The organism is Nocardioides terrigena, from assembly GCF_003047265.1.
GTDB lineage: Bacteria > Actinomycetota > Actinomycetes > Propionibacteriales > Nocardioidaceae > Nocardioides > Nocardioides terrigena.
Genome location: NZ_PZYY01000001.1, coordinates 462,187 through 481,829 on the forward strand (window position 1 = coordinate 462,187; position 19,643 = coordinate 481,829).

Annotated in this window: 20 protein-coding genes, 1 tRNA gene and 1 pseudogene; 13 read left to right on the top strand and 9 right to left on the bottom strand. The window is 73.0% G+C overall.

Features of this window, described 5'->3' with window-relative positions; all coding sequences use genetic code 11:
- Positions 1 to 28 precede the first annotated feature (28 nt).
- Complete coding sequence (locus DAE25_RS02160) at positions 29 to 715, top strand: metal-dependent transcriptional regulator (protein ID WP_056887670.1); 687 nt, start codon at positions 29 to 31, stop codon at positions 713 to 715.
- A gap of 30 nt (positions 716 to 745) precedes the next feature.
- Here DAE25_RS02160 and DAE25_RS02165 read toward each other — a convergent pair whose 3' ends face one another.
- From DAE25_RS02165 to DAE25_RS02175, 3 genes are read right to left on the bottom strand one after another with little or no spacing between them, the layout of a single operon-like run.
- On the bottom strand, positions 746 to 1,582 hold the full coding sequence (locus DAE25_RS02165; protein ID WP_107764576.1) for a Sir2 family NAD-dependent protein deacetylase: 837 nt from the start codon (positions 1,580 to 1,582) through the stop codon (positions 746 to 748).
- A complete protein-coding gene (locus DAE25_RS02170; RefSeq protein WP_107764577.1) occupies positions 1,579 to 1,845 on the bottom strand; it encodes a DUF2277 domain-containing protein in 267 nt (88 codons plus the stop codon). The genes DAE25_RS02165 and DAE25_RS02170 overlap by 4 nt, the downstream gene beginning before the upstream one ends.
- 30 nt (positions 1,846 to 1,875) lie before the next feature.
- Positions 1,876 to 3,780, bottom strand: a complete 1,905-nt coding sequence (locus DAE25_RS02175) for a beta-propeller domain-containing protein (protein WP_159083518.1) — start codon at positions 3,778 to 3,780, stop codon at positions 1,876 to 1,878.
- A 55-nt stretch (positions 3,781 to 3,835) separates the two neighbouring features.
- On the opposite strand from DAE25_RS02175, the gene DAE25_RS02180 reads away from it, so the two are divergent.
- On the top strand, positions 3,836 to 5,020 hold the full coding sequence (locus DAE25_RS02180) for a saccharopine dehydrogenase family protein (protein ID WP_107764930.1): 1,185 nt from the start codon (positions 3,836 to 3,838) through the stop codon (positions 5,018 to 5,020).
- Positions 5,017 to 6,045, top strand: coding sequence for an NAD(P)H-binding protein (locus DAE25_RS02185; protein WP_199907390.1), 1,029 nt, complete (start codon positions 5,017 to 5,019; stop codon positions 6,043 to 6,045). Before DAE25_RS02180 ends, DAE25_RS02185 begins: the two co-directional genes overlap by 4 nt.
- A 133-nt stretch (positions 6,046 to 6,178) precedes the next feature.
- Here the strand turns inward: DAE25_RS02185 and DAE25_RS02190 are convergent.
- Together DAE25_RS02190 and DAE25_RS02195 are read right to left on the bottom strand one after the other, a co-directional pair.
- Positions 6,179 to 6,251: transfer RNA gene (locus DAE25_RS02190), tRNA-Arg, on the bottom strand.
- A 71-nt stretch (positions 6,252 to 6,322) separates the two neighbouring features.
- A complete protein-coding gene (locus DAE25_RS02195; RefSeq protein WP_107764579.1) occupies positions 6,323 to 7,930 on the bottom strand; it encodes a sulfatase family protein in 1,608 nt (535 codons plus the stop codon).
- A 133-nt stretch (positions 7,931 to 8,063) separates the two neighbouring features.
- Here DAE25_RS02195 and DAE25_RS02200 point away from each other — a divergent pair, with 133 nt between their 5' ends.
- Both DAE25_RS02200 and DAE25_RS02205 read left to right on the top strand, forming a co-directional pair.
- The gene (locus tag DAE25_RS02200; RefSeq protein ID WP_107764580.1) at positions 8,064 to 9,317 is read left to right on the top strand and encodes an LCP family protein; all 1,254 of its coding nucleotides are present in this window, start codon (positions 8,064 to 8,066) and stop codon (positions 9,315 to 9,317) included.
- Positions 9,314 to 9,541 carry a hypothetical protein gene (locus DAE25_RS02205; protein ID WP_159083519.1) on the top strand — a complete coding sequence of 76 codons (228 nt, stop codon included), beginning with the start codon at positions 9,314 to 9,316 and terminating at the stop codon, positions 9,539 to 9,541. The genes DAE25_RS02200 and DAE25_RS02205 overlap by 4 nt, the downstream gene beginning before the upstream one ends.
- A 73-nt stretch (positions 9,542 to 9,614) precedes the next feature.
- Here the strand turns inward: DAE25_RS02205 and DAE25_RS02210 are convergent, their stop codons facing one another.
- Together DAE25_RS02210 and DAE25_RS02215 are read right to left on the bottom strand one after the other, a co-directional pair.
- Entirely contained in the window at positions 9,615 to 9,980 is a 366-nt protein-coding gene (locus DAE25_RS02210; RefSeq protein WP_107764582.1) for an MscL family protein, read from the bottom strand.
- 61 nt (positions 9,981 to 10,041) lie between these two features.
- Entirely contained in the window at positions 10,042 to 10,677 is a 636-nt protein-coding gene (locus DAE25_RS02215; protein WP_107764583.1) for an SAF domain-containing protein, read from the bottom strand.
- 80 nt (positions 10,678 to 10,757) lie between these two features.
- Between DAE25_RS02215 and DAE25_RS23695 the strand changes: the two genes are divergently transcribed.
- Positions 10,758 to 10,949 carry a hypothetical protein gene (locus DAE25_RS23695; RefSeq protein WP_234410843.1) on the top strand — a complete coding sequence of 64 codons (192 nt, stop codon included), beginning with the start codon at positions 10,758 to 10,760 and terminating at the stop codon, positions 10,947 to 10,949.
- Positions 10,950 to 11,011: 62 nt separating this feature from the next.
- Here the strand turns inward: DAE25_RS23695 and DAE25_RS23700 are convergent.
- Positions 11,012 to 11,104 (bottom strand): annotated as a pseudogene (locus tag DAE25_RS23700) (FmdB family zinc ribbon protein); the annotation flags it as partial.
- A gap of 116 nt (positions 11,105 to 11,220) precedes the next feature.
- Here DAE25_RS23700 and DAE25_RS02225 point away from each other — a divergent pair.
- Complete coding sequence (locus DAE25_RS02225; protein ID WP_107764585.1) at positions 11,221 to 13,842, top strand: penicillin acylase family protein; 2,622 nt, start codon at positions 11,221 to 11,223, stop codon at positions 13,840 to 13,842.
- A gap of 15 nt (positions 13,843 to 13,857) precedes the next feature.
- On the opposite strand, the gene DAE25_RS02230 is transcribed toward DAE25_RS02225, so the two are convergent.
- Positions 13,858 to 14,478: a 5-formyltetrahydrofolate cyclo-ligase gene (locus DAE25_RS02230; protein ID WP_107764586.1), complete on the bottom strand. Its 621-nt coding sequence runs from the start codon at positions 14,476 to 14,478 to the stop codon at positions 13,858 to 13,860.
- Positions 14,479 to 14,500: 22 nt separating this feature from the next.
- Here DAE25_RS02230 and DAE25_RS02235 point away from each other — a divergent pair, with 22 nt between their 5' ends.
- From DAE25_RS02235 to sepX, 6 genes are all read left to right on the top strand, one after another.
- Positions 14,501 to 15,889: a UTP--glucose-1-phosphate uridylyltransferase gene (locus DAE25_RS02235; protein ID WP_107764587.1), complete on the top strand. Its 1,389-nt coding sequence runs from the start codon at positions 14,501 to 14,503 to the stop codon at positions 15,887 to 15,889.
- Complete coding sequence (gene glp, locus DAE25_RS02240) at positions 15,882 to 17,111, top strand: molybdotransferase-like divisome protein Glp (protein ID WP_107764588.1); 1,230 nt, start codon at positions 15,882 to 15,884, stop codon at positions 17,109 to 17,111. Before DAE25_RS02235 ends, glp begins: the two co-directional genes overlap by 8 nt.
- Positions 17,111 to 17,587 carry a cyclic pyranopterin monophosphate synthase MoaC gene (gene moaC, locus DAE25_RS02245; protein ID WP_056887683.1) on the top strand — a complete coding sequence of 159 codons (477 nt, stop codon included), beginning with the start codon at positions 17,111 to 17,113 and terminating at the stop codon, positions 17,585 to 17,587. The genes glp and moaC overlap by 1 nt, the downstream gene beginning before the upstream one ends.
- Complete coding sequence (locus DAE25_RS02250) at positions 17,584 to 18,069, top strand: MogA/MoaB family molybdenum cofactor biosynthesis protein (RefSeq protein WP_234410798.1); 486 nt, start codon at positions 17,584 to 17,586, stop codon at positions 18,067 to 18,069. The genes moaC and DAE25_RS02250 overlap by 4 nt, the downstream gene beginning before the upstream one ends.
- Positions 18,066 to 18,650 carry a GNAT family N-acetyltransferase gene (locus tag DAE25_RS02255; RefSeq protein WP_107764589.1) on the top strand — a complete coding sequence of 195 codons (585 nt, stop codon included), beginning with the start codon at positions 18,066 to 18,068 and terminating at the stop codon, positions 18,648 to 18,650. The genes DAE25_RS02250 and DAE25_RS02255 overlap by 4 nt, the downstream gene beginning before the upstream one ends.
- An 89-nt stretch (positions 18,651 to 18,739) precedes the next feature.
- Complete coding sequence (gene sepX / locus DAE25_RS02260; protein ID WP_107764590.1) at positions 18,740 to 19,630, top strand: divisome protein SepX/GlpR; 891 nt, start codon at positions 18,740 to 18,742, stop codon at positions 19,628 to 19,630.
- Positions 19,631 to 19,643: the final 13 nt, after the last annotated feature.

A 19,643-nucleotide genomic window follows, 5' to 3' on the forward strand; every position in this document is an offset into this window, starting at 1 on the left:
ACTGCCGGACATGGGACACAATGACGCCGTGAGCGACCTGATCGACACCACCGAGATGTACCTCCGCACGATCTACGAGCTCGTGGAGGAGGACATCGTGCCGCTGCGCGCCCGCATCGCCGAGCGCCTGCACCAGAGCGGGCCCACCGTCTCGCAGACGGTCGCCCGCATGGAGCGCGACGGCCTGCTCACCGTGGAGGGTGACCGGCACCTCGAGCTCACCGAGGAGGGCCGTCGCCTCGCGACCCGGGTGATGCGCAAGCACCGCCTCGCCGAGCGCCTGCTGACCGACGTCATCGGCCTGCCCTGGGAGCTCGTGCACGCCGAGGCGTGCCGCTGGGAGCACGTGATGTCCGAGACCGTCGAGCGTCGCCTCGTCGAGCTGCTGGACCACCCGACGGAGTCGCCGTACGGCAACCCGATCCCCGGCCTCGACGAGCTCGGCGAGAGCGCGCTGGGGGAGGGCTTCATGGAGGGCGTCGAGCCGCTGTCCGCGGTCGCCGGCCCCGAGGAGTCGCGGGTGCTCGTGCGTCGCATCTCCGAGGAGATGCAGAAGGACGAGGACCTGATGGGCACCCTGCGCCGGGTCGGCGCCGTGCCCGACAAGACCGTGACCGTCGCCACGACGGCCGAGGGCATCCTGGTCGGCTCCGGCGGCGAGACCGCCGAGGTCGTGCACGAGGCGGCCGACCACATCTTCGTCCGCCGCCTCTGAGCAGGTCCCGCCTCTGCCGAGCGCCGGTGCTCAGCCGCGGCGCTCGACGAGGTCGGTGAGGAACTCGCTGCACCCGACGGCCAACGTGTACGTCGCATGGTCGTCGCCGCGGGTGGTGCCCCGGTTGACGATCACGACGGGGGTGCCGGCCCGCGCCGCCCGCTTGACGAAGCGGAGCCCGCTCATCACCGTGAGCGACGAGCCGGCGACCAGCAGCACGCCGTCGTCGCCGAGGGCCTCGACCGCGGCGTAGCAGCGAGCCACCCGCTCGGCGGGGACGTTCTCCCCGAAGAAGACCACGTGCGGCTTGAGGAGGCCGCCGCACCCGTCGCAGCCGGGCACCACGAAGCCGTCGGTCTCCTCCAGCTCCACGTCGCCGTCCGGGCGCATGGCCGCCGAGGCGTGCTCGGCGAGCCAGCCGGCGTTGAGCTCGGCCAGGCGCTCCTGGAGCGCGGCCCGGGGCGTGATCGCGCCGCAGCCGAGGCACACGACCTCGGACACCCGCCCGTGCAGTGCGACGACCTGCCGCGAGCCGGCGGCCTCGTGGAGGCCGTCGACGTTCTGGGTGATGAGCAGGTCGGGGTCGAGGCGGGCCATCGCCCGGTGCCCGGCGTTGGGCTCGGCGTGGCCCATCCGCGCCCAGCCGAGGTGGCTGCGCGCCCAGTAGCGCTGCTGGGGGACCGGTCCGGAGACGAACTCCTGGTAGGTCATCGGCATCCGCACGGGCGCGCCCGGACCGCGGTAGTCGGGGATGCCCGAGTCGGTGGAGAGCCCGGCCCCGGTGAGCGCGACGAGGGGGCGGTCCGCCAGGAAGTCGAGGACCTCGTCGACGCTCGAGGTGTCCCGTGGCTCGGCGCGGAGGGTCACGCGTACCGGGCCTGGGCGCGGGCGCGCGCCTTGGCGGCCTCGACCTCACGGTCCTTGGGGGGCGCTGTCGTCACCAGGTCGTCCAGCAGGTGCTGGGTGATGTGGGCGATCTCGCGGACCGCCGCGTAGAAGACGTCCTCGTTGGCCTGGGACGGCTTGGTGGTGCCGGCGACCTTGCGGACGTACTGCAGCGCGGCGGCGGTGACCTCGTCGCTGGTGGCCGGCGGCTCGAAGTTGTTGAGCGGGCGGATGTTGCGGCACATGCCCCCAGCGTAGGCGGCCGGTCCCGTCGCTCACAGGGCGAAGAACGACACCCCGTCGCCGGTGACGAGCACGACCCGGCCGTCGGCCAGCGGCACGAGCCGCACCTGGGCCACCTCGTCGCCGACCTCGACCGGCACCATGTCGTCGTCCATCCGGTCCCGGCCGAGCCGGAGCACGGACACCCAGCCGGTGCGTCCCCGCCACGCCTCGGAGACCACGGTCAGCGCGATCCGCCGGTCCGGCAGCCAGGTGAACTGGCGGGGGTCGGTGCCCGCCCCGGCCACGGAGAACCGGGGGTAGGCGACGGTGTCGAGGCGCGCGGGCGACGTCAGGTCGGTGACGTCGAAGAGCGCGGCCTGGGCGCCGCGGACCATGCCGTCGGGGGACGCGTCCTGACCGATGCCGATCAGCCGCCGGCCGCCGAGGGGGTGGAGGTACTCGCTGTAGCCGGGGATCTTGAGCTCGCCCAGCAGTCGCGGGGACGCCGGGTCGGTGAGGTCGACGGCGTACAGCGGGTCGACCTGGCGGAAGGTCACCACGATCGCCAGGTCGTCGAACCAGCGCACCGCCTTGATCTCCTCGCCGACCCCGAGCCCGTCGACGCGGCCCACCTCGACGAGCTCGGTCCCCTCCTCGCGCAGGGTGAGCACCGAGCTGGCGTCGGCGGTCCTCGACGTCGCACCGACGGCGACCCGCAGCGTGCCGTCGGAGAAGTCCATCGCCCAGCGGTCCCGGACCGACCCCTCGACCTCACCGCCGGCGACGAAGGTCGTGGCGACGCCGTCGAGGGCGAAGGCGTAGAGGTCGGTGGTCCCGTCGGTGCTGCCCGGACCCCCGGGCGACGGGGGCAGGCACCGGTCGATGCAGTCGATCGTCGGTGAGCCCCACCAGCCCGACGGGGCGGCGGTCGCGAGGTAGACGCGGTCGGGGGAGGAGTACGACGTCGCCGCGTCCGTGGCCACCGCGGTCGAGGTCGGGCTCGCGAGCGGGTCGAAGCCGCCGGGCCGGAAGCCCACCACCGTGGTGGTGCCCAGCACGGCGTCGTCGTCGGTCGGGACGGCGACGTCGGCACAGTCCACGACCGGCTCGCCGTCGACACCGGGCAGCCAGTCCGCGAGCGTGGAGTCCCGGACGACCTGCCGGTTGCGCTCCAGGGCGGTCCGCTCGCCCTGGCGGGGACCGGGCTGCACGAAGTCGAGGGCGGGACGGTAGGACCGGAGCACGAGCCGGACGACGTCGTCACCCCGGTCGTCGTGCAGGCGTGCGGCGGTCAGCTCCGCGTCGAGATCAGTGGTGCTCACGACCTGCGGGGCGCCGGGGTCCGAGGCGTCCAGCACGACGACCCGCGTCGTCAGCTGTGCGTCGTACGCGCCGTCGACGGTGCCGAGCACGACCACCCGGTCGCCGCTGACGAGGAGCTCGCCGTCGCCGAGTCCGTCCAGGGTGAGGGACGACCGCTCCTGCGGCGCGGCACCCGCGACGTCGTACGTCGTGAGGACGTCGTCCTGGACGCGGAACAGCAGGCCGCCCACTACCTTGACCACGTCGGGCTCGTCGACGCCGGCCTCCTGCACGTTGGTGCCGGACGCGGTGCTCTGCGACCCGGTGGTCGCGGGGAGCGTCGGAGCGCTCGCCGACGCCTCCGAGCGGGTGGCCGACCCCGTCGCGTCGAACATCACGATCGGCCCGGCGTCCCAGCCGTAGGGGCCGACCTGGGCCAGGCCCCGGTCGACGTACTGCGCGAGCAGGTCGGCACACGAGCTGGCGGCCCGCAGGCTCGCGGACGCCAGCCGCAGGTCGCTCGCGGGGTCGGCCTCGGGACCCTGCCGGTCGGCGGCTGCCGGTCCTCCCTGCCCCGCCACGGCGAGGGTGGTGAGGACGGTGCCGGCGACCAGGGCCACCAGCCCCAGCACGACCGAGATCCACTTCGTCATGGCTGTGGGACGCCGCCCCGGACGAGGGGGTTCCGGCGACTGCTTGGATGGCGGCATGGCTGACGACCGCAAGGCTGACCGTGACTTCGACATCGTGCTCTTCGGGGCGACCGGCTTCACCGGCAGGCTGACCGCGGAGTACCTCGCCCGCCACGCGCCCGACGGGCTGCGCTGGGCGCTCGCCGGGCGCAACCGCGACAAGCTGGAGGAGGTCCGTCACCACCTGGCGACGATCTCCGGCAGCGCCGACGACCTCGAGCTGCTGCACGCCGACGTGACCGACCCGACCAGCCTGGTCCAGGTCGCCGAGCGGGCCCGCGTCGTCATCACGACCGTCGGCCCCTACCTCGCGTACGGCGAGCCGCTGGTCGCCGCGTGCGCCGACGCCGGCACCGACTACGTCGACCTGACCGGGGAGCCGGAGTTCGTCGACCGGATGTACCTGCGCCACCACCGGGCCGCGGTCGCCAGCGGCGCCCGGATCGTGCACGCCTGCGGCTTCGACTCGATACCGCACGACCTCGGCGCGCTCTACACGGTGCAGCAGCTGCCGGACGACGCGCCGATCACTCTGCGAGGGGTGGTCCGCTCCGGTGGGACGGCGTCGGGCGGCACGATCCACTCCGCGCTCAACCAGTTCGCCCGCGCCCGCCGGATGAAGGAGGCGTACTCCGCCCGCCGCCGCGCCGAGGGCAAGCCGGCCGACGGCCGTCGCTCCCGTGCGGTGTCGGGCACGCCGCACAAGGACTCCGTGCTCGGCTACTGGCTGCTCCCGCTGCCGACCATCGACCCGATCGTCGTGGCCCGCAGCGGCGCGGCCCTCCCGGCGTACGGCCCCGACTTCCGCTACTCCCACTACGCCGGCACGAAGACGATCCGGTACGCCGCCGGCGGCGCGGTCGTCGTCGGCGCGCTGGCCGCGGCCGCCCAGGTCGGTCCGGTGCGGCGGTTCCTGCTCGACCGGGTCGCCCAGGGCGAGGGCCCCGACGAGGCGCGTCGCGACAAGTCGTGGTTCACCGTCGACTTCGTCGGGGAGTCCGGCGGGCGGACCGTCCACACCCGGGTGTCGGGCGGCGACCCGGGCTACACCGAGACGTCGATGATGCTCGCCGAGTCGGCGCTGTGCCTGGTCCTCGACGACAACCCGTCCACCGCCGGGCAGGTCACCACCGCCCAGGCGATGGGGGACAACCTGCTGGCCCGCGTGCAGGCCGGCGGCCTGCGCTTCGAGACGCTGTGAAGATCCTGGTCACCGGTGCCACCGGCTACGTCGGCGGCCGGCTGGTGCCGCTGCTCCTCGAGGGCGGCCACGACGTGCGCACCACCACGTCCGACCCCGAGCGGGAGATGCCGTGGTGGGCGGGCCGGGTCGAGACCGTCGTGATGGACGCGCTGGATCCCGCCCAGGTCGCGGACGCGTGCGAGGGCGTGGACGCGGTCTACTACCTGATCCACGGGATGGGCGGCGACGACTTCGCCGAGACCGACCGGGCGGCCGCCTCCCACTTCGCGAGCGCCGTGCGCACCCACGGGGTGGGCCGGGTCGTCTACCTCTCCGGGCTCGTGCCGGACGCCCCCGACGACGAGCTGTCCGAGCACATCACCTCCCGGCGCGAGGTGGAGCGGATCCTCCTCGACACCCCCGCCACCGTGGTGGTCCTGCGGGCCGCCGTGCTCCTCGGCAGCGGGTCCACGTCGTTCGAGATCATCCGTCAGGTCAGCGAGCGGATGCCGGTCCACACGGTGCCGACCTGGATGGACTCCCTCGTGCAGCCGATCGCGGTCGTCGACGTGCTGGCCGCGCTCGTCGGTGCCCTCGAGTACGACGGCCCGTCGCGGCACTTCGACGTGTGCGGACCCGACACGTTGCGCTACGGCGCGTTGCTCGACACCTACACCACGCACGCCGGACTCGCCCGGCCGCAGGTCCACGTGCCGCTGCTGCCGACGGCACTCGTCGGCACGCTGGTCGGCAGCCTCACCGACGTGCCCCGGCCGACCGTGGAGGCGTTGGTGGAGAGCCTCCACCACGACATGGTCGCGAGCGACGAGGACTTCGTGGAGCTGCTGCTGCCCGCGGAGCACCGGCTCGTCGGGCTGTCGGAGGCGATCACCCGCGCCCTCGCCCCGCGCACCGCGCCGCCGGAGCACGCCGACCCGATGGGCCCGATGCCGCAGGACCCGGCGTGGGCCAGTGGGGGCGACGAGCGCCCGGTCGTCGCCAAGGTGGTCGACGCGGTGAAGGACGTCCTCCCGGGCTCGTGACGCTGCGCGCCCGCGGCGTCGTGCCTTGTCGAGCGCGACGGAAGTGCCCGGTCGGCACGATCCAGCGCGTCGGAAGTGCCGGGTCGACATGGCACAGGCCGGACCCGAGGACGGGTCCGGCCTGCCTCACCTGTGCCCCAGGCAAGAGTCGAACTTGCGACCTTTCGCTTAGGAGGCGGCTGCTCTATCCACTGAGCTACTGGGGCGTGCCCACGCGGGGCGCGGTCATTTTGTCAGCAGGGCGGGGCCATGACCAAGGCGACCCCCGGCGGCGACGTCAGCCCCGCGGCTTGGGCGTCCGGCCGAAGTGCCGGTTGCACTCGTTGCCCGCGCAGTCGCCGAGGGCCCGCAGGCGGCGCTCCAGCTCGCGGCGTACGGGGGCGTAGCGTTTCGAGCGGATCAGGTTGCGCAGCTCGTAGGGGTCCTGGGCGCGGTCGTAGAGGAACCCGTCGCTGAGCCGGTCGTTGACCCGCCGCCCGTAGGCGTAGCGCTCGGTCAGGACGCCGCGATAGGTCCAGCCGGGGTCGCGCACGCCGGTGGCCTTGCCACCGGTCTGGATCAGCATCGTGTCGCGCCGGTGCGTCGCCTTGCCGCCGAGGAGGGTGTCGGAGAAGTCCTCGCCGTCCAGCGTGATGTCGGGGGAGAGGTCCATCAGGGAGGTGAGGGTGGCGGTGAGGTCGACCAGCGAGACGAGGCGGTCGGACTTCTTCCCGGCCGGGACGCCGGGACCGCGCACCACCAGCGGTACGTCGAGGATCTCGTCGGAGAGCCGGTCCTTGCCGGTGAAGCGGTGCTCGCCCAGCGCGTAGCCGTTGTCGCTGGTGAAGACGATGTAGGTGTTGTCGAGCTCGCCGGTCTCGCGCAGCGTGTCCACGAGGTGCTTCACCGCGTCGTCGACCGAGAGCAGCGACCGGATGCGGGCGAGGTTGAGCGTGCTCATCTCGCGGCGCGAGACCTTGGCCCGCGAGCGGACGCCCTTCTCCTTGTCGCTCATGTCGGCCTCGTTGAAGCTCGGGGCCTTGAAGGCGGCCGGCTTGAGTCGCGCCAGCGCCCGCTTGTGCTCGGGAGCCACCTTGGGCGGTCGTCCGCCGCGGTCCCCGTCACCGTCGCCGCGGGCCGACCGTGGCATCCAGATGTGCGGCGCCACGTGGTTGGCCATCACCAGGTACGGCGTGGGGCCCGCCCAGCGCTCGAGGTCGGACACGGTGCGCTGGTCGAGACGGGTGGTGACGTAGTCGTTGCGGTAGGAGGTGCCGCCGAAGAAGTCGAAGTTGGCGTAGTCGGTCGCCGGCTCGATCAGGATGTCGAAGTTGGTCCACCCCGGGTCGGCCGCCGAGCCCCGCTCGAAGTGGTTGAGGTGCTTGCCGTGCAGTGCGGTGCGGTAGCCCTCGTCCTGCGCCCACGTCGCGATGGTGGAGCTCGGGTCGAACGCCTGCCACCCGCCGTACGGGCCGGAGTTGTGGTGCACGCCGTTGTTCTGGGCGTACTGCCCGGACAGGATCTCGGCGCGGGCCGGGCAGCACAGCGGGTGCGGTGACTGCGCCTGGCGGAAGGTCATGCCCCGGTCGACGAGGAGCTCGCGCACGTGCGGCATGTGGCGCATGTCGTCCTTGCGCATGTCGTCGGTCAGCACCATGACCACGTTGGGCGGCTCCTCGGCGACCGCGGTGCCGCGACCGGCCGTGGTGGCGGTGCCCGGGGCGGGGGAACCGGCGCCGGCGGTCGCCGAGCGGGCGACGGGACTGGTGCCAGGGCTGGCGACCGGCGCGACGAGGGCGAGCCCGGCGACCACCACGAGGGCGGCCAGCGGACGGCGGAGGGGGCGGGTGGAGCGGTGCGGCACGACGAGGAGTCCCTGGAGCCGAGGACGAGTGGACCGCGTCATCCTGTCATGCGACCGGGGATGAGGAATTTGTCCTGCTCGAGTCTGCGGCGACAATTTGTCGACGTCGCGTAGGTTGCGATGTTGACCCCGGGGTGCCGCTGAGGTACCCCACCGACGAAGGTGTGAAGCAACAGTGTCAGGAGCCCACAGCGCTGCCACCGACCCGCCCGCGCCCAAGCGCAAGGGCAAGGTCAAGCGCAAGCACACCGTCGGTCGTGTCGTCCTCGCCAGCAGCGTCGTGCTGGCCCTGGTCACTGCCCTCGGCGTCGTCTTCTTCTACCGCCACCTCAACGGCAACATCGAGACCGAGTCGCTCTCCGCGCTCGGCGACGACCGCCCGGAGAAGATCTACCGCGGCAACGGCGAGCCCCTCAACATCCTGGTGATGGGCGACGACACCCGCTCCGGCGAGGGCAATGAGATCGACGGCGAGGCGGGCGGTGGTGGCTCGGACACCACGATCCTCGTCCACCTCTCCGCCGACCGGACGCGGTCCTACGCCATCTCGATCCCGCGCGACTCCATCATCCAGCGCCCCGACTGCGAGGGCAGCGATGCCGCCAGCGACGTCAAGTGGAACACCGCGTTCGCCGTCGGCGGCCCGCTGTGCACCGTCGCGCAGCTCGAGGAGAACGCCGACGTCTTCGTCGACCACTTCGTGGTCGTGGACTTCAACGGTTTCGGCGAGATGGTCGACGCCGTCGGCGGCGTGCCGGTCTGCGTCCCCGAGGACATCAAGGACCCGGCGCACCAGATCTTCGTCCCCGCGGGTGACCCGTCCCTGCTGACCGGCGACGAGGCGCTCGACTACGTCCGGGCCCGGTACGTCGGTGAGCTCGCCCAGCAGAACGACATCAGCCGGATCCGCCGGCAGCAGACCTTCATCGCGGCACTGATCCGCGAGGTCAAGTCGGCCGGCACCCTCACCCGCCTCGACAAGGTGGTGCGCTTCCTCGACGCGGCCACTGACTCGCTCAAGACCGACACCGGCCTCGGCACCGTGACCCGCATCGGCAAGATCGCCATGCAGCTGCAGAACGTCGGTCTCGACGAGATCCAGTTCGTGACCGTGCCCACGGAGTACTACCCCCGGGACTCGGAGCACTTCGGCAGCGTCTTCTGGACCGAGGACGCCGACACGATCTGGCAGCTGATCAACGAGGACAAGCCCCTCCCGCGCTCGGTGCTCGACACCGCGATCACGGCCGAGCCGCCGGCGACCTCGAGCGAGGCGCAGGGCGGCGGAGCGGGCGAGACCCCGTCCGAGACCCCGGTGCCCGAGGAGACTCCCAGCGAGTCCCCGAGCGAGGAGGCCTCGCCCACGGAGGAGCCCTCGCCGACCGAGACGGCGACCACGGAGGATCCCGTCCCGGGCGTGTGCGCGTGACGCCCGGGCCCGCGCCTGACGACGGCCGGCCCGGCGAGGACGCGAAGGCCGGCGCGGAGCCTGCCGTCACGGAGGACGTCGAGGCCACCCCGTCGCCCGACGACGAGGTCGAGCCGGAGTGGGTACGCCGCCGCCGCCTCGACGCGGTCTTCGGGGTCGGGGCGCACGGCCAGGCGCTCGGTGACCGCTACTACCGCGACCAGGTGCCACCGCACCACGGCTGAATACGCACGAACGGCCCGCCCCGAGGGGGCGAGCCGTCCGGTGTCGGTCGTTTGACCGGGTGCCGCGCGGGGATCAGACCTGGCCGTTGCGTGCGCGCAGCAGGTCGCGGATCTCCTCGAGCACGGCCACGTCGGCGGGGGTGCCGGCCTCCTCGGCCGGGAAGTAGCGGTCCTTGGCCTTCGTGTAGGGCAGCACGATGAAGAAGTAGACGATCGTGGCCATGAGGACGAACGAGACCACCGCGGTCAGCCAGGCGCCGACCGAGACCCCACCGGGGGAGTAGCTGGAGAAGTCGGGGGTGCCGCCGGCCTTGCCGATGAGGTCCATGATGAGCGCGACCGTCGCCGTGACGACGGACGCGAAGGCCGCCGCCATGATGAACGCGACCGCCAGCTCGATGAGGTTGCCGCGGAGGAGGAAGTTCTTGAATCCGCTCATGGGGTGACTCCTTGCGTGACCCCGAGACCGGAGCCGGTGAGGTGCTGGGACACGCACGACGCTAGCGCGAAAAGGCCACCACGAGGAACAGCGTCACGGCCGCGAGACCCACGTCGGGTGCGGCCGTGGGGCTGATCCCGAGCACGACGAGGCGCCCCGGCGGCGCCGACGAGTCGCCCGCGGCTGCGTCGTCCGCCGCGGGCACGGCGAGCACCAGGACGTCGTCGGCGACGGGGGTGGCCTCGCCGGACCCGGGGTCGGCCGCCAGCAGGTCGATGCGGTCACCGGGGCGCAGCAGCGACACGACGCCGGCGTCGGGCAGCCGCACCGGCATCACGGTCAGGTCGGGATGCGCGTCGGCCAGCCCCGCACCGACCAGGCGGACGTCGGTGACCGGCTCGCCGGCCCCGACCGGGGCTGCGAGGACCCGGCCCACGGGGTCGTCGGGCAGCCCGGAGGGCTCGGTGCCCGGTGCGAAGGCCGCGGTCGTGAGGTCGGCCGGTCCGACGACCACGCCCGCCGACAGGTCGCGCGCCGCCACCGGGACGGCCACCGTCGCGGGCGGCGGACCCGCGCCGACCCGCAGCCCGACGAGCACCGCCACGGCGGCACACGCGGCGGCGAGGGGCCGCCGGCGGGCCAGGACGTGGCGGCGCAGCGTGCGCCAGCGGCGGCGTACGTCGTCGATCAGGGGCATGCGCCGACGCTAGGCGGCAGTACGGACCCGGGCCGGGGGTCGAGAAGGCCCTGGGGACGGGTCAGCTCGAGGAGGACCCTGTGGACGACGACGGGCCCGAGGAGGACGACGAGGATCCGGACGAGCTCGAGGATCCCGACGAGGACGAGGACGAGGACGAGCCCGAGTCGGAGGACGACGACGACCCGGAGGACCCCGAGTCCTTGGAGGAGGAGGAGCCCGCCGTCGCGGGGGCCGACGCGGTCGAGGAGGACCGGCTGTCGGTGCGGTAGAAGCCCGAGCCCTTGAAGACCACGCCCACGGCGTTGAAGACCTTGCGCAGCCGGCCGTCACACTCCGGGCAGTGCGTGAGGGAGTCGTCGCTGAAGCTCTGGAACTGCTCGAACGCGTGACCGCACTCGGTGCAGAGGTACTGGTAGGTGGGCATCGGGACCTTCGTGACTCCGGGCTGCGGTGGATCGGGGGAGGTGCGGGGGACGGTGCGGGGGACACGCTGGCACTCGCCGTTCCCGACTGCCAAGGGTACGGCACAATGCCCACACGATGAGCGAGCAGCCCGCACCCCCCGAGACGGACCCGACGTGGTGGCAGACGTTCCGGGCCGCGCCACGCGTCCTGCGGTGGTCCGCGTACGCCGTCATCGGCATCGCGACGTTCGTCGTGCTGCTGCTCGTGGTCACCGTCGCCTTCGCGCTGCGCCCGGTCCCGGCCACCACCGGGGAGGTGGAGGTCCCGGGCCTCGGGGCCGAGGTGGAGGTGATCCGGGACACGCACGGCATCGCCCAGGTCTACGCCGACACCGACGCCGACCTCCTGCGGGCGCAGGGCTACGTGCACGCCCAGGAGCGCTTCTTCGAGATGGACGTGCGTCGCCACGTCACCAGTGGCCGGCTCTCGGAGCTCTTCGGCGAGGACGGCCTCGAGACCGACAAGGTGATCCGCACCATGGGCTGGCGCCGGGTCGCCGAGCAGGAGCTCGCGATCCTCGACACCGAGACCCGCGAGGCGCTCGCGTCGTACGCCGAGGGGGTCAACGCCTACATTCAGTCGCACGGCCCGACCGAGATGGCCGTCGAGTACACCCTCCTCGCCGCCACCGGTCTCTCCTACGAGCCCGAGCCGTGGACGCCCGTCGACTCGCTGGCCTGGCTCAAGGCGATGGCGTGGGACCTGCGCGGCAACATGACCGACGAGGTCGACCGGGTGCTGGCCAGCCTCGACCACACGCCCGAGGAGGTGGCCCGGCTCTACCCCGAGTACCCGTACGACCGGCACCCCCCGATCGTGGGCAGCGGCGGGGTGGTCGACGGCGTCTTCGAGCAGAACGCCTCCGGCAACGCCACCCGCAACCCGCGCCGTCCGGCGTACTCACGCGACATGGTCGACGCCCTCGAGGGCGTGCGCGACGCGGTGGCCCGGGTCCCCGACCTGATGGGCCGCGGCGACGGCATCGGCTCCAACTCCTGGGTGGTCGACGGCGAGCACAGCGCGACCGGCGCGCCGCTGCTGGCCAACGACCCGCACCTCGGCGTCAGCATGCCCGGCATCTGGCTGCAGATGGGCCTGCACTGCCGCCAGATCACCGCCGACTGCACGCTGGACTCCTCCGGCTTCACGTTCTCCGGCGTCCCGGGCGTGATCATCGGCCACAACGCCGACATCGCGTGGGGCTTCACCAACCTCGGGCCCGACGTCACCGACCTCTACCTCGAGAAGGTCGAGGGGGAGACGTGGCTGCAGGACGACGAGGCGCAGCCGCTGGACATCCGCACCGAGACGATCGAGGTCCGCGGTGCCGAGGACTTCGAGCTCCAGATCCGCGAGACTGCCCACGGCCCGCTGATCAGCGACGTGTCGCAGGAGTTCAGCTCGGTGGGGGCCAACGCCCCGACGGACGAGCCGGACCCCACCGGCCGCGGCAACGGCTACGGCGTGGCGCTCCAGTGGACCGCGCTCGAGCCCGGCACGACCGCCGACGCGATCCTCGCCCTCAACCGGGCGAGCAACTGGGACGAGTTCCGGGCGGCCGCCGCCGACTTCGAGGTCCCGGCGCAGAACCTCGTGTACGCCGACCGCGAGGGCCACATCGGCTACCAGGCGCCGGGTCGGATCCCGATCCGCAAGTCCGGCAACGACGGCCGGATGCCGGCCGAGGGCTGGGTGTCGGCCAACGACTGGACCGGCGAGTTCGTCCCGTTCGACGGCCTGCCGAGCGTGCTCGACCCGGAGGAGGGCTTCGTGGTCACGGCCAACCAGGCCGTCATCGGGCCCGACTATCCCTACTTCCTCACCGGTGACTGGGACCGCGGCTACCGGTCGACCCGCATCCGCCAGGTGCTGGAGGAGGAGGGCGAGCTCTCGGTCGACGAGATGACGCGGCTCCAGCTCGACTCCACCAACCCGATGGCCGCCACCCTGGTGCCCTACCTGCTCGACGTGGAGGACCTGCCCAGTGGCTACTACCGCGACGGGCAGGAGCTCCTCGCCGACTGGGACTTCTCCCAGCCCGCCGACAGCGCGGCGGCGGCCTACTACAACGTCGTGTGGAGCAACCTGCTGCGCCTGACCTTCCACGACGAGCTGCGCGAGGACATTCGGCCCGACGGCGGCGACCGCTGGTTCGGCGTCGTCGAGCAGCTGCTCGAGGACCCGGCCGGTCCCTGGTGGGACGACGTCGACACCGAGGAGACCGAGTCGCGCGACGACGTGCTGCGCCAGGCCATGGTGGACGCCCGCGATGAGATGACGCGACGCCAGGCCCGTGACCCGGGCCAGTGGAGGTGGGGTCACCTGCACCGGCTCGACCTGCGCAGCTCGACGCTGGGCGAGTCCGGCATCGCGCCGGTCGAGCGGCTCCTCAACCGGGACGGCTACGAGGTCGGCGGCGGCTCCAGCATCGTCGACGCGACCGCCTGGGACGCCTCCCTGGGCTACGAGGTCACGTCGGCGCCGTCGATGCGGATGGTGGTCTCGCTGGCCGACCTCGACCGCTCGCGGTACATCAACCTCACCGGCGTCTCGGGGCACCCTGCGTCCTCCCACTACGCCGACCAGACCGAGCTGTGGGTCGCCGGCGACTACCTCCCGTGGGCCTTCTCGCGCGCCGCCGTCGAGGAGGCGGGCGAGGACTCGATGACCCTCGTCCCGGACCCCGACGACGACTGAGGTCGCGCGGACCCGTCAGCCGGCCCCGAGGGCGCGCACACCGGCGGGCGTGACGGCGTGCGTGACCGGCCGGTCGTGCGGCTCGGTGGGCACGTCGACCCCGACCTCCTCGTCGTGGAGCAGCACCGCGACCGGCCGTCCCGTCGCGCGGGCCAGCGCCCGGTCGTAGCACCCGCCGCCGCGCCCGAGCCGCTCCCCGGACGGGGAGACCGCGAGGCCCGGCACCAGCAGCACGTCGGCGTCACGCACCGCATCCACGCCGAGCAGCGCGCCGGTGGGCTCGAGCAGGCCCAGGCGTGCGGCGGCCAGCGACTCCGGTCCGGTGTACGCCGCCCAGTCCAGGTCCAGGTCGGGGAGCACGACGGGGAGCAGCACGCGCACACCCGCCGCGTGCAGACCCTCGAGCAGCGGCCCGGTGCCGGGCTCCGCGCCCACCGAGACGTACGCCGCGACCGTGCGCGCGCGGCATACGGGATCCCACGCCAGGGCGTGGTCCGCGATGGCCGTGGCGGTCTCGCCGAGGTCGGCCACCGAGCGCCCGCGACGGGCCTCCAGCAGCCGTCGGCGCAGGTCGCGCTTGGCGTCCCGCGAGGTCGGGTGGGTCTCCCCTGACGGGGGTTCGGGTGGTGTTGCCACGAGATGAGCCTACGATCGGAGCATGGGTAGCAAAGGCCTCGAGCTCGCACGCGCCAAGATGCAGGAAGCAGGCGTGGATCCGGTCGCGATCGACACGTTCGCGCACTACTACCGGCTGCTCGAGCACGGCGAGACCGGGATGATCCCCGAGTCGTCGATCGAGCCCCTCGACATGGAGGCGCTGGCCGACGTGGAGGTGGCCGACGACGTCGCCGCCGAGGCGATCCGGCACACCGCCGTGGTCAAGCTCAACGGCGGCCTCGGGACCTCGATGGGCATGGACCGCGCCAAGTCGCTGCTGTGCGTGCGGCGCGGGCTGAGCTTCCTCGACATCATCGCGCGCCAGGTGCTGCACCTGCGCTCGCAGTACGACGCCACGCTGCCCTTGATGTTCATGAACTCGTTCCGCACCTCCGGCGACACGATGGCCGCGCTGGCCCGCTACGACGACCTGCCGGTCGAGGGACTGCCGCTGGAGTTCCTGCAGAACAAGGAGCCCAAGCTGCTCGCCGCCGGCCTGCTCCCCGCGTCGTACCCCAAGGTCCCCGACCTCGAGTGGTGCCCGCCCGGGCACGGCGACCTCTACACGGCGCTGCGCGGCTCCGGCCTGCTCGGCCGGCTGATCGAGGCGGGCTACCGCTACGTCTTCGTGTCCAACTCCGACAACCTCGGGGCCGTGCCGGACGCGCGGGTGGCCGGGTGGTTCGCCTCGACGGGTGCCCCCTTCGCCATCGAGGCCGTGCGGCGCACCCCCTCCGACCGCAAGGGCGGCCACTTCGCCCGGCGCAAGGAGGACGGCCGGATCGTGCTGCGCGAGTCGGCGCAGACGCTGGACTCCGACCGCGAGGCGCTGGCCGACCTGACCCGGCACCAGTTCACCTCGACCAACAACCTGTGGTTCGACCTGCAGGCTATGAGCGACGCGCTCGACGCCCGGCAGGGCGTGCTGGGGCTCCCGCTCATCCGCAACGTCAAGCACCTCGACCCGGCCGACCCGTCCACGCCGGAGGTGATCCAGATCGAGACGGCCATGGGTGCCGCGATCGAGGTCTTCGAGGGGGCGCGGACGATCGAGGTCGGCCGCGACCGCTTCGTCCCGGTCAAGACGACCAACGACCTGCTGGTCCTGCGCTCGGACATCTACGACCTGGGCAAGGACTTCGTGCTCGACCAGGCGTCCGACGAGGTGCCCTACATCGAGCTGGACGGCGAGTTCTACAAGCTGGTCGGCGACTTCGACAAGCGCTTCCCCGAGGGCGCCCCGTCGCTGCGCGAGGCCGACTCGCTCAAGGTCGACGGCGACTTCACCTTCGGCCACGGCGTCCGCGTCGTGGGCGACGTCGAGCTCGAGTCGCCCTCGGCGCAGCGGGTCGCCCCCGGCACCGTGCTCACCGGGGACGCCGATGGCTGACCTGCTGCCGGTCCCCGACCTCGTCGAGCGGATCCTGGCCTCGGTCTCGCCCCTTCCGGACTTCCCCCAGCCGCTGATGGACGCCCTGGGCCTGGCCGTCGCCGAGGACGTGCACGCCCCGATGGCGTTGCCCAGCTTCGACAACTCCTCGATGGACGGCTACGCCGTCGTCCGCGACGACGTCCTCACCGCGTCCCCCGAGCAGCCGGTGCACCTGCCCGTCGTCGGCGAGATCGGCGCCGGTCGCGCCGACCTGGTGGCCCTCTCGCCCGGCACCGCGGTCAAGATCATGACCGGCGCGCCCGTCCCGCGCGGCTGCGACGCCGTCGTCCCCTACGAGTGGACCGACCGGGGTGTCGCCCAGGTGCGGATCACCCAGGTGCCGTCCGCCGGCCAGCACATCCGCACCCGCGGCGACGACGTGGAGGAGGGGGACCTCCTCATGGAGCACGGCACCGTCCTCGGGCCCCGCCACCTCGGGCTGCTCGCCGCCGTCGGCCGGGCCACCGTCCGCTGCCGCCCGCGCCCCCGTGTCGTCGTCATCTCGACCGGCTCCGAGCTGCGCGAGCCCGGCGCCCCGCTGGGCCACGACTCCATCTACGACGGCAACTCCTACCTCTTGGCCGCGGCCGCCCGCACGGCCGGCGCCATCGCCTACCGGGTCGGCATCGTCCCCGACGACCCGCGCACCTTCACCGACGCGCTGAGCGACCAGCTCGTGCGGGCCGACCTGGTCGTCACCAGCGGGGGAGTGAGCCAGGGCGACTTCGACGTCGTCAAGGAGGCGCTCGGCCAGCTCGGCACGGTGTGGTTCGGCGGGGTCGCGATGCAGCCCGGCAAGCCGCAGGGGTTCGGCACGGTGGGTGACGACGCCACCCCGATCTTCACGCTCCCGGGCAACCCCGTCTCGGCGTACGTCTCCTTCGAGACCTTCGTGCTGCCCGCCATCCGCCGGATGATGGGCAAGCTCCCCTACTCCCGTCCGCTCGGCCGGGCCCGGCTCACCCACGGCATCGGCTCGCCCGAGGGCAAGCAGCAGATGGTGCGCGGCGCGTACGCCACCGACCGCGGCGGCGCCTTCGTCTCCCCGGTCGGCGGCCACGGCTCGCACCTCATCGGCGACCTCGCGACGTCCAACGCGCTCATCGTGGTGCCGCCCGAGGTGACCTCGCTCAGCGCCGGGGACATGGTGCAGGTGCTCAAGCTCGACGAGGAGTTCTGATGGCCACCTCCGACCGGCTCACCCACGTCGACGAGCACGGCGCCGCCCGGATGGTCGACGTCTCCGCCAAGGACGTCACGGCCCGTACGGCGTCCGCGTCCGGTCGGGTGCTCGTCTCGCCCGCCGTCGTCGAGCTGCTCCGCGGGGAGGGGATGCCCAAGGGCGACACCCTCGCCGTGGCCCGCCTCGCCGGCATCATGGGCGCCAAGCAGACGCCTTCGCTCATCCCGCTGTGCCACCCGCTGGCGCTCTCGTCGGTGACCGTCGACCTCGTCGTCGCCGACGACGCGGTCGAGATCGTGGCCACCGTCGCCACCACGGACCGCACCGGGGTGGAGATGGAGGCGCTCACCGCCGTGTCCGTCGCGGCGCTGACGGTCATCGACATGGTCAAGGCCGTCGACAAGGGCGCGGTCATCACCGACGTGCGCGTCGAGACCAAGACCGGCGGCAGGTCCGGGGACTGGGTCCGTTGACCGACCTGCTCCCCGCCGCCGTCGTCGTGGCCTCCAACCGCGCCGCCGCCGGTGTGTACGACGACGCGACCGGTCCGGTGATCGTCGACTGGCTCGTGGAGCAGGGCTTCGCCTGCGGGGCGCCCGCGGTGGTGCCCGACGGCGACCCGGTCGGTGCGGCGATCCGTGACGCCGTGGACGGCGGGGCCCGGGTGGTGCTCACCACCGGCGGCACCGGCCTCACCCCGACCGACCGCACGCCCGAGGCCACCCGGCCGCTGCTCGACCGCGAGGTCCCCGGCATCGTCGAGGCCATCCGGGCCTACGGCCTGCAGGCCGGGGTGCCGACCGCGATGTTGTCGCGCGGGCTCGCCGGGGTCGCGGGACAGTGCCTGGTGGTCAACCTCCCCGGCTCGCGCGGCGGCGTCCGCGACGCGCTCGCCGTGCTGGAGCCCGTGCTCCGGCACGCGGTGGAGCAGGTCGTCGGGAGCGACCACCCGTGAGCCCGGGCTGGCCCGCGCGGCTCGTCCACGGACACGTCGTCGTGCGGCCGCTGGAGGCCGGCGACAGTCGGGCCTGGCGCGAGGTCCGCAGCCGCAACGCCGACTGGCTGCGGCCCTGGGATGCCACCATGCCGCCCGGCAGTGCCAGGCGCGCCGGCAGCTACCGCCAGGTGGCGCGCCGGCTGCTCCGCCAGGCCCGGCAGGGCCACGCGATGCCGTTCGCGATCGAGGTGGACGGCATGTTCGCCGGCCAGGTGACGGTCAACAACATCGTGCGCGGCTCGGCACAGTTCGCCTCGATCGGCTACTGGCTGGGCCGCGAGTTCGCCGGTCGCGGGGTGATGCCGACCGCGGTGGCGATGGTCATCGACCACTGCTTCGCCGAGGTCGGGCTGCACCGCATCGAGATCTGCATCCGCCCGGAGAACACCAACTCGCTGCGGGTCGTGGAGAAGCTCGAGATCCGGGAGATCGGCTACGCCCCGCTCTTCCTGCACATCGACGGCGACTGGCGCGACCACCGGATCTTCGCCATCACCGTCGAGGAGTCCCACGGGAGCGTCCTCGACCGGCTCTCCTGAGACCTTTTCCCACGAGTCACACCAGTTGTTTCGCGACACACCTGTAGACATCCGCCCCATGCTGTGCTGGCGAACCTAACCTCGGGCGTGTGGACCCGAGCGCACTGATCTTCGTCGCCCTGGCGGTGGCCTGGGCCGTCTATCTCATCCCCAAGGCGCTCCAGCACCATGACGAGGCGGTGCGGAGCCGCTCCGTCGAGCGCTTCTCGCACACCATGCGGGTGCTGGCCCGGCGCGAGCCGGTCGGTCGCCGCGAGGCCCGCCTGGTCGTGACCCCCGGACGCTCCGCGTCGGTGCCGACCGTCTCCACCAAGGCCTCGACCCGCTCGTCCTCCGCCGGCACCCCGCTGTCCGGCACCCCGCTGTCCGACGCCCCGCTGCCGGCCACCCCGCTGTCCGTACGCCGCGCGGCCGCCCAGCGCGCCGCCCGTCGTCGTCGCCGCGTGCTCGGCCTGGTCCTGCTCGCCAACACCGTGGTCATCGGCCTCGCCGTGGCGAAGATCGTCACGTGGCCGTGGGTCGCCCTGCCCGCCACCCTGCTCGTCGCGTGGCTCGTCGCCTGCCGCGTCATGGTCAAGGGGGAGCGGGCCGCCGCCCGTCGCACCTCGGTCGCACCCCGGGCCACGGCGACCGAGCCCCCTTCCCCGGAGGTCGGCCACGCGGAGGCGCAGTCGGACGCCGAGGAGCCGGTCGAGGAGCGTGTCGTCGAGCCCGTCGACGTGCCGCTCGCCGCCCCGGTCGCCGCCCCGGTCATGCGGGCCCCCGGGTCCTGGGACATGGTGCCCACGACGCTGCCGACGTACGTCTCCAAGCCCGCCGCCACGCGGCGTACGGTCCAGACGATCGACCTGGAGTCCACCGGTGTCTGGTCGTCGGGTCGCAGCGAGAGCGACTCGGCCCTCGCCCGCGAGGCCGAGCAGCAGCAGGCGGCCGAGCGGTCCGAGCGCGAGGCCGAGCGCCGCCGCGCCACCGGTTCCTGAGCGGTCCCGACCG